At 33.3% G+C, this 8,972-nt stretch carries 7 protein-coding genes and 1 pseudogene; 2 read left to right on the top strand and 6 right to left on the bottom strand.

The features are described 5' to 3' along the window. Positions 1 to 401 precede the first annotated feature (401 nt). On the bottom strand, positions 402 to 782 hold the full coding sequence (locus tag ACTTG8_RS09075) for a hypothetical protein (RefSeq protein ID WP_442561799.1): 381 nt from the start codon (positions 780 to 782) through the stop codon (positions 402 to 404). Between the two features lie 467 nt (positions 783 to 1,249). On the opposite strand from ACTTG8_RS09075, the gene ACTTG8_RS09070 reads away from it, so the two are divergent. Then, positions 1,250 to 2,515, top strand: coding sequence for a WYL domain-containing protein (locus ACTTG8_RS09070; RefSeq protein ID WP_442561798.1), 1,266 nt, complete (start codon positions 1,250 to 1,252; stop codon positions 2,513 to 2,515). On the opposite strand, the gene ACTTG8_RS09065 is transcribed toward ACTTG8_RS09070, so the two are convergent. The 5 genes from ACTTG8_RS09065 to ACTTG8_RS09045 are packed head-to-tail and all read right to left on the bottom strand — an operon-like array spanning position 2,500 to position 8,568. Then, positions 2,500 to 4,158, bottom strand: a complete 1,659-nt coding sequence (locus ACTTG8_RS09065) for a leucine-rich repeat domain-containing protein (protein ID WP_442561797.1) — start codon at positions 4,156 to 4,158, stop codon at positions 2,500 to 2,502. The two genes, ACTTG8_RS09070 and ACTTG8_RS09065, sit on opposite strands and share 16 nt — an antisense overlap. 21 nt (positions 4,159 to 4,179) lie before the next feature. Beyond that, positions 4,180 to 5,670, bottom strand: coding sequence for a hypothetical protein (locus ACTTG8_RS09060; RefSeq protein ID WP_442561796.1), 1,491 nt, complete (start codon positions 5,668 to 5,670; stop codon positions 4,180 to 4,182). Between the two features lie 17 nt (positions 5,671 to 5,687). After that, positions 5,688 to 5,900, bottom strand: coding sequence for a hypothetical protein (locus ACTTG8_RS09055; protein WP_442561795.1), 213 nt, complete (start codon positions 5,898 to 5,900; stop codon positions 5,688 to 5,690). A gap of 55 nt (positions 5,901 to 5,955) precedes the next feature. After that, a complete protein-coding gene (locus tag ACTTG8_RS09050) occupies positions 5,956 to 6,798 on the bottom strand; it encodes a hypothetical protein (protein WP_442561794.1) in 843 nt (280 codons plus the stop codon). Positions 6,799 to 6,813: 15 nt separating this feature from the next. After that, positions 6,814 to 8,568, bottom strand: coding sequence for an ATP-binding protein (locus ACTTG8_RS09045; RefSeq protein WP_442561793.1), 1,755 nt, complete (start codon positions 8,566 to 8,568; stop codon positions 6,814 to 6,816). 163 nt (positions 8,569 to 8,731) lie between these two features. Here ACTTG8_RS09045 and ACTTG8_RS09040 point away from each other — a divergent pair. Beyond that, positions 8,732 to 8,972: pseudogene (locus ACTTG8_RS09040) on the top strand (hypothetical protein); the annotation flags it as partial.

The raw sequence follows: 8,972 nt of genomic DNA, 5'->3' as shown, positions 1-8,972 counted from the left end.
TTAAATTCTAATCCATCTTTTATAAGACTCTTTTTTGAAAATCTCTTGAAATCTCTATGTGTATCCCCTGTAATATATATCATCTTCAATCTCCTCTTCCACTAAGGATACTCTCATTAAAAAACTCTATTATCTCATCAATACTAACCAGACTCATATCATTTGCATCTACCCCAACATCATACTTTTTAATTCCCTTTTCTCTATTTAACAGATTATATTCCTGACTACTATGCTAGTGTCCATTCAAATGAATTGAACCTCTGAAATAATAATTCTATTCCTCGATATGATAATGAAATAGTATGAATTTTGCTCACAAACTTAATGATATTTTCATGATAAAAACGTAAGTCCATAGGATGTGGCTTCTTCTCTGGTTTTCATACAACCTCCGTCATTTAAGCTACTGCTATATCAACTCTCACCTTTTTTTCATTATTTGCAACATATTTACTTCCAAATATTACATCAGCATCATCAGTCAACTTTTCCCTCAAAATATCTATCCCATTATATACATTACGCATAGAAAGATCTCCTTCTATCATTATAAGACATCTTTCAATCTTTATATTTTCCCACACCTCTTCCAAATTTTTTATTGCGATTTCTACCGCCAATTCTACATTATGCTCACCTTCTGCCACTCCTGTACTCAGATATACCTCTTCCTTATCCCTCACAAGAACTTCCAAATCCTCATAATCAAGTCCAATATCATTATCTTTTTGTTGAAATTTTTTATAAATCTCGTTTTTCTTAAATTCTTCTACCTTCATTTAATACCTCCTAAATATTGTTATATAAAACATAATTCCCTTTTCCACTTTATTTGTATAACTAAAACTATCAAGATTGTTAGCTTATATTGCCTATATGAAAGTTCACTTTCAATATAGGCAAATACAGCTAACAATTAAGCTAAATTAACAGTAAATTCTTCTACCATAATTTCAAATACACATAGAAATAAAACTTTTGAGTGAATTTATCAGTATAAAAAGTATAGCATAAATCTGAATGGAATACCTGTCACTTTTGACAGTTTCTATTGTTTTTAACTAAAAAGATAATTATAATATTTATGGTAATTACACTATTAAAGAAATATTTAGATTTAATCACTATGTTACCATAAATTATCTAAATCTACTATAAAATCTTATCTTTATATCAATCCCTCCCCTTGCATTTTCCCTCCCCAACTATTAAACTATCTCTATAAATATTACTTGGAGGTTTATCTATGTCCACAGAAACCGGTACAAAAGCCTTGTACAGTTCATTATCATCAAGCAAAGCTAAGGAATACGCATCTGACCCGCTACCCCAGCCCCTTTGGTTCAACCTTATAGTTTATGTACTGCAAACAAAATCATCAGCAGAACATCCCTTAACATCAGATGAGATAGAAGAAGAACTCCTCAATATAGTGCCTTACGACAAAAGTTCCCGAAGACTTCTTGACTTAATTCCTACTATAAACGATACCAAAAATATAGAAGATGTATACGATACTATTGCTGCTGTATACGGCGGTAGACTTGTAATGGTAACAGGCAAACCAAAAAAATATTATTTTGAGCCATTTATTAATCCAAGTGATTTAAATATGATTAAAGGGGTTATTCTTGCAGATAAATATCTGTCTAACAAAGAAAAAGACTACCTTACCTCAGTAGAAGACCTACTTTGTCCCATTCAAGCCGAAAAAGAACTTACCGAAGCATCTAATCTTGAACGCCCTGCGTCAATAGATAAAACAACCCCGTATCAAGTAAGTAACTGGTTTTATAGTATACAAACAATATTTGAAGCTATTAAAAACAAAAAACAACTTGAACTTATTTACGGGGAATATTATTTTGATAGTATCAAAAAAACCTCAAGACCTAAATTTCAGGTAAAAAATACTGATAACCCTTATATTGTAAATCCTTATGCTCTTTTATGGAATAACGGTCATCAGTATCTGATAACAACTACAAATGAGCATGAAAATATCTCGCACTACCGTATAGACAGAATATATTCAGCAAAAATACATAAAATTGCAGATGAAAAAGGAAATTTTATTCCTGTAAAAAGAAAAGCTGTTCCTCCATCTCTTCACTCTTTTTATAACAGAGATGATTTTAATGCTGAAAAATATGCTACAACCTTTCCACTTATGATATCTGCCTCAGATAACAAGCGTTTCCTAAACAATGTTGTGTTAGAATGCCCTACAACTGCACTCTCAACAATAATAGACCATTTTGGGCATGATATTAAGATTTCCACTTCCAATAGAACTTTTACAAGTAATACATACGGCAACAATCAGCTTATAAGTTTTTGCAAAATTGAGCTTAAAAGAGTCTGCTACGAAAGCATACTTATGTTCTGCTTACAGCAGCAGGCCTCAGTTTTTAGCCCATTTCCAAGGATTGTTGCCCTTGCCCCTAAGGAGTTAATTGATGATATTAAGTTAAAACTTAGAGACACATTAGAATATTATGAAAGCTTATAAGCCTTAAAATATTCAGCCTCTTCCTTATTATCCATAATCTCTGCTCTTTCTATAAGTTTATCAAGAACCTTTTTAGTGATAATGTTGTATTTATGTAACCTTTCTACCGCTTGAATCCCATTTACCTCTATTAGGTTCTTGATAAATCTAATTGTTCCTGATACGCTTTTTTTAGCATCTCTTAGATAATCTTCATATCTTTTTCTTGCCTCATCTCCGAGCTTATAAGGATTTTCAAGCCTTATAAATAACATACCGAGCTTCTCTTCTGTCGGCTCCAGCTTTTCAAACACTCTGTCATAAGCTTCAAAATCAGGTTCAAAATTTTCTCCCCAAGTATAAGAAATATTCATAAATTCAGGTAGATATATGCTATATTTCAGCTCATCGGTATCGGCTGATTTTACATTTATTACATCAGCTGAAATATTAAATATATTATCTCCAAACTCTCTCTTTCTAATCTCCTCCATCGAATCCGGTTCATGCCAGTAGCCTCCCTGCCAATATCCAAATTCAAAGTATCCTCTCCCTTTCACCTTTTCAAGATTGTCATAGAGCGTTATGTACTTAACATCTCCAAATGGCTTGCGTCCTATTTCTTTAATATTTTTATGTAAATATATATTTTTGCCAAATATAGCATCACAAAAAGCCTGATCCCCTATTTTCTCGATATTTTCCGGAATTTTACGGGTATTGATTTGACATTTTCTTAAATAAAAAGCACTAGTTCCTACTTCTTTTAATGACTCAGGCAAGTTTATTCCTTTAGGATTCTCATACTCATAAAATGCTAATTCTCCAATATACTCAACACTATCCGGCAGTTTTAATTCTTCTATTCTAGCGTGTTCAAAACATCTACCCTCTATCCTTTTTAAATTGCAAGAAAGCCTCAATTCTCCAATATCGCAGCCTCTAAATGCAGCAAAACCTAAGCTTAAAATACTATCCGGCACTATTAAATGCGAAATATCACAGCCTCTAAACGCAGCTTCCCCAATCTCTGATAAGCTTTCAGGAAGTATTATGTTTTCAAATTTACAACCTGCAAAAGCATTTTTTTCAATATGTTCTACCCCCTCCGGTATCTTACATACTGCTTTACCTGTAAGATTAAATGCCATTATAATTCTCTTACCATCTGTACTTATAATCAAATCTCCATCCAGTTTCAAATGCTTGTTATTTTCATCTATTTCTATCTCTTCAATATTTGCCCTTATGCAACGTCTACCTAATTTTTCTACTGATTTAGGCAACCTTATCTTCTTGCTGTGACTTCTAAAAAATACATACTCTCCTATTTCTCTTACTGAATCAGGCATATCTATATTTTTAATTTTTTCAATATCTCCAAAAGCCCTATCTCCTATCCTTTCTAAGCCCTCCGGCAGTTTTATTTCTTCAATATACTGATTACAAACTAAAAAATCATCAGGAATTTCCTTTATCCCTTCTGCTATAATTATCTTTTTTGCTTTGTCATAAGCCTCCTTTGGAACTTCCTTAAGGCTCTTTACATTTTTTCCAATTATAACTTCTTCTAATATCGGTCTATTTTTTCTTTTTTCTATTTCTTCTTCTTTTTCTCTCTCATCATTTTCTGCAAATCTTTTATTAAATTCTGATCTTCTCATACTCATACACTCCTTACCGATTTAATTTCCACTATTTAACTTCTTTATGTCTTTTTTCTCGATAAATATAGTCAGCTCACCCTTATTAAAATATACCTTTTCATCATTCCACTCCACTGTTATATCAGTATCTTTCAATGATTCTTTTAATTCCTTTGCAAAGCTTTCCCAAGGAATACGCTTGTCCAATTCTTTTTCCTTATAGTCAACATAAGACAGTACCATCTTTCTTAAATTTTCATCTCCAAATACATCTATATCATCAAGAAATTTCTTTATTGACTCATCAGTCTCTCCATCTTTCTTTAAAAATCTGGTAATCTTATCAAAATGAATTTCACCACTTCCTATATAGTCCCTAAGTTTAGCCATATAATCTCCATCAAGCCTAAAAAATACTAAGGCATTAATATCCATCTCATCATAAAATTCTTTCAGAAAGCTTCTGCTAACAGGCTCAATCTCATGCTCAACAATGTATTCCCTTTTATTTTTACCAATCTCTCTAATAATATCCCAATAAAATTGCATATCCAGCTCTCCCTGCTTTATCTCTCCAAGACTAAATTTTTCAACCTCCTTTGTAGCAGCCACAAAAACTTTATATATCTTTTCGCAAAATTCTTTTGAGTAATCCATCTCTAAATATTTTTTATGCCTAGGAAGACTCTCATAATAATCCTTGAAATTTTCTTCTACTGTCTTACGGTCATATATATTTAGAGAAAGCATCTCTGCTCTTTCCACTTCTGATTGTTTCCAAGCTTTGCTTAATCTTAGGACATACTCTTCATCTAAATATGGCTTTATATACTTATTCCAATCATCCCTCATAAACATTTCTTCACAAGGATATTCTGACTGATATTCTTCGTAAAGTTCTTTTGCCTTATCTCTATCCACTCTTTCAACTCCACCATCATGCACCCAAAGTGCATACTCAAACCCTCCCCAGAATATCGTATCATCAATATCATGAAAGATTCCATCTACATCATATAAGTCCTCTCGCATTCTTGCATCATGTATGTTATATACTATTACATACTTAAGATAAGGATATCTTTTGGCATTCAGCATATGTTCTTCTATAAGCCTTAGACCATCAGGGTATTTCCATGCACAGTAATTAGTTTCACCTACCGCACCGTCAGGATCTATCCAAGACTGTATCCGGCCAAGTCCACGGGCATAATGCAATCTTATTTCACCAAACTGGAGAGCCGGGCTCTCTTCTACTATCTTTTCCGTCCTCTTTATCATATGGTCTCTCTTTTGCTCGCTCTCCCTGCTTATTATGTCAAATGCCTGCTCTTTTGTAACCCTCTTCCCCCTCATCCTAAAATAAGGGTTTCTTTCCATAGTTACAAAGCTATCTTCGTCAATCCATTCAAACCCCGGAATATCTGACAGTTCTTCCAAATCTACTCTTTCTTCACTCTCTTCTCTCCACTTTGTCTTTAGTCCTGCTTTCTTCATATATTCTATGCATTCATCAAACCTATAATACATTCTTCTTTCTCCCTTCCCTAATCAAAAAACTCTATTATCTCCTCTATGCTCACAGGTTTCATATAATTGGCATCCACTACCACATCATACTTTTTAAGCCCCTTTTCTTTATTTAATATATTATATTCCGAGCCATTATGCTGATGTCCATGCAGATGGATTGCTCCTCTAAAAAAATGATTCCACTCTTCTATTGGGTAATGAAATAGAATTAAATAGTCTTTTTGCATGCTTAATTATATTTTTATGGTAAAAATGTAAATCTGATGTAAAATAAATCATTTTTTACTCCTTCGGGCTAAATATAGATTTTCCATTATAACAGTCAGGGCTAAGTAATCCCTCTACATGACGGTCTGCTGTAAATACTTTTGTCTCTCCAATAGCTATATTTTCACCATTAAACTCTATAATAATATTAGAAATATTCTTTATAATTGCTCTTTTTATATTATCTGACCAGCTATATGTTATCACTTCTTGTTTTTCTTTTACTTTACGCTCTCTTGGTACTTCTACATAATGACCGTCATCTGTCATAACAAACACCGGTATATCATCCCTATCTTCCATAGGCCAGTATCTGAAATCAAGGCTCACTTCCTCCTCACCTTTTGAATATCTCATATACAAAATACTATCTTGTCTATCACTGATATGCTTTTGGGGCTTAATAAGACCTACCTTTCCTCCAATATTGTAAGCAAGCTTATCTCCATCTGCAATTTGCTTCATTTCAATGTAAATGCAATCCTCATACTTTTTTGCAACTTCAAGTAAGTGTTCTTCCTGTTTTTTCTTTTCTTCTTCTATTTCTCTCCGTCCAATCATCATAAGTTCACTAAGGCGTTCTTTAACCTCAAGGTTCTCATAGTATTCTTTTAAGATACCTTCTTTAGCAATGTCATCTGCCTCTGCTATATATTTTAATGGACAGATATAAATAGTATTTCTTGTTTCATAAGCTAAAATATCGTCTTTTAATGTATATTTGACTAAGTATGAAGTACGACCTATATATGCCTCATTGCCAAGCCGAGGATGGCTGTCTGCAATTCCCGATAAGTTACAGTGTCCTCTCCTAATGCTCAATTTCCAGTTTTTCATATTTACGATTGCTTTCTCCATACTCTTCTACCTCACTTATTTCAATATATCTTCTAAAATTATCACTCTTTCGGGATTTTCTTGTTCAAAAGTTCTTATACCAAACTGTGTTATAGCTTCTTCTACTAACTTCCTGGCAGTCCTTGCATTTGCAAAATTCTCTGATTTTATTTCGTTTTCAAAAATGATTTCAAGCTTATCCCTCAGATTTTCCTCCATATCATATCCATTTTTGCTAAGCTTTTCTTCAAAAATGCTTACAAGTTCATTTACACTATAATCCTTAAAATGTATGGTCTTCCTAATTCTTGACTCAAGTCCCTTATCCATAGCCATAAAACTCTGCAATTCATTATCGTATAATGCAAAGATAACAATTACATCCGGATAAAGTTCCATATACCTTACAAACTCTTTAATTGCTTCCTTAACAAAACTATTAGTACTTTCAACATCATTTGCAAAAAATCCGGCCTCATCCACAAAAATAATGCCATTCCTTGAATTATTGAAAAGCTCTGTAATCTTAGGCGCAGTCTGGCCTATATACTTTCCTATGATGTCAGCTCTGCTCACCATATTAAATGTAGCATTGGTCATACCTTCTTCAGATAAAATGTCTGCAAGGAGCTTTGCACAAGTAGTTTTGCCTGTACCCGGCCTTCCTGTAAATATCAAGTTTCTGTGCATAGTTTTAAGGTTCTTGTTTTCTCTCTCTGCTTTTAAGGCAGCCAAGTATTCTTTAACTAAATCCTTGAACTCAGTGAGCCCATTCATTTTGCTAAGTTTTTCTCTCGCACTGTCTTCCTTTTCAAAAAATCTCCCAAAATATTTTTCATCTGTAGCCTCATCATTATTATCTCTCGCTTTGTCTTTAGCTTTTTTAGCATCTGTTACAATTTTAACAAGCACTTCTTCTGAAAAGTCTTTGCCAAATATACGCTTCGTCCTAAATATGAATCTGCTTATATTTTCTTCTTTTATTTTAAGCTCCTGCAATGCCAAAAGCCTTTTTAATACGCCTTCGTAGTATGAATCTTCTACAGCATCCACTACAACAGTAGTGCAGTCCTTATCCATAAGGTAAACTTGCATTTCGTGCTTAAAATATGTATCATGATTAATAACCATTATTCTTAGCGCATTCCTGCTTGTAGCTATGCCTGAGAGCCTTGCTTCAAGATATCTATCAGGCTTTAGCCCTGTCACAATTACAAAAGGCGTCAGGCTTTTTGTAAATCTGTCGCCATAATGATACTCTCCCTTTACATCTTCCGGTACAAATGAAAGGTCTATCACATCACAAATTTCTACCAGCCCTTTATTTGAAGTAAAATTAAACACACTAAACCCTTCATCAAAGTTGTCATAATGAAGTATACCCTCGACTTCTCCCTCATCTTCATCATCATAAATGTCATAACCATTTTCTTCAAGCTCTGCATCTACATATACTTTCTGCAGTATTTTTACATAATTTGCTAAAAGTACCCCTGCCTTTACTCCTACTTCCTCTTGCTCAGTGACTATGAGGATGTTTCTATCTATTAAAGGACAATTTTCGTAAATCTCAGCTATACTCTCTTCATCAATAGAATTACAGCTTATACCATATGTATTCAACAGGTCTTCTTCATAAGGCGGCCTATCCAATATTTTACTTGCTGATGGGGCAAGGCAGGCTCTCTTTATAAGGCATTCATTCCCTGATATATTTTCTATTCTCTCTTTTAATATTACAAAGGGGACATTGTCCCTGCTATATGGCAAGAAATTTTTACAATAAGCCATAGTTGCTCCTTAATCATAAATGTTTTATAGTAAGTCTAACATAGTTTATAAAATTTTATATGCCAAATTTGACAGATTCATATTAAATTAAGCAAATTTTGACATTTCTCTTAAAAATATAGTATAATGTCCAAAAATGTATATTATATAAGGAATATTTGCCATGAAAACCACCCACAATCGCCTTACCTTAAACTTTAATCGTACTACCCTTGGCTATACTATATGTAAAAATACTACCATTTGGCAGACTGCAAGCGACTTCTCTCCTTTTATCAAAGTCGGAGAAAATATAATTCCTTTTAAATCGGCTAAAAATATTAGTCACCATCCTTTACACAATGGAATCGGCTCAGGTTTTATCAGCCACTACGATGGATTCAGGATAAATGGAGAAGAAATAG

Origin of the sequence: Catonella sp., from assembly GCF_052173895.1 — a bacterium.
Classification (GTDB): Bacteria; Bacillota; Clostridia; order Lachnospirales; family Lachnospiraceae; genus Catonella.
Note: the sequence above shows the minus strand (reverse complement) of the source record. Positions and strands in the feature narration are given on the sequence as shown.